Below are 378 nucleotides of genomic sequence, written 5' to 3' on the forward strand. Positions count from 1 at the left end.
GCTCGTCCATAAAAGGCTCCTCGTAGGAGATCCAATATTGTTCGCGGTCGCCCGTCTCGAAGCCCACGGTAGCCTTGTGTCCTTTTCCCTGCCAGTTTGTGTCTTCATACACAAGACCGCCGCTCCAGCCGCTACAGGCACCTCAGGAGCTTTCATAAAAATATGATGATCATCCTCTTTCGGAACCACGGTCCCACCGCCGGCACCTCGCTGATCCATCCACATTCGCAGATAATCGTGACCAGCTTCATATAAGCTACGTTTACTCGCCGATGCGGTATGCCTGGGACTTGCAGCATCAATATTTGAGAGAAACAGGTATGGATCGCGGAATCAAGGGATGGCTCGTAAGGCGTGAGCTGCACAAGCTCCGCATGT

1 protein-coding gene is annotated in these 378 nt (G+C 52.9%); it reads left to right on the plus strand.

The annotated features are described in order from the left end of the window. The first annotated feature begins 165 nt into the window (after positions 1-165). Positions 166-255 carry a DUF4931 domain-containing protein gene (locus EZM41_RS14450; RefSeq protein ID WP_446697790.1) on the plus strand — a complete coding sequence of 30 codons (90 nt, stop codon included), beginning with the start codon at positions 166-168 and terminating at the stop codon, positions 253-255. The last annotated feature ends 123 nt before the right edge of the window (positions 256-378 follow it).

It is taken from the genome of Acetomicrobium sp. S15 = DSM 107314, from assembly GCF_016125955.1.
Classification (GTDB): Bacteria; Synergistota; Synergistia; order Synergistales; family Thermosynergistaceae; genus Thermosynergistes; species Thermosynergistes pyruvativorans.

Bases quoted from the DNA above. Each gene is read 5' to 3' on its own strand.
- EZM41_RS14450 (WP_446697790.1), top strand. From the start codon at position 166: ATGATCATCCTCTTTCGGAACCACGGTCCCACCGCCGGCACCTCGCTG.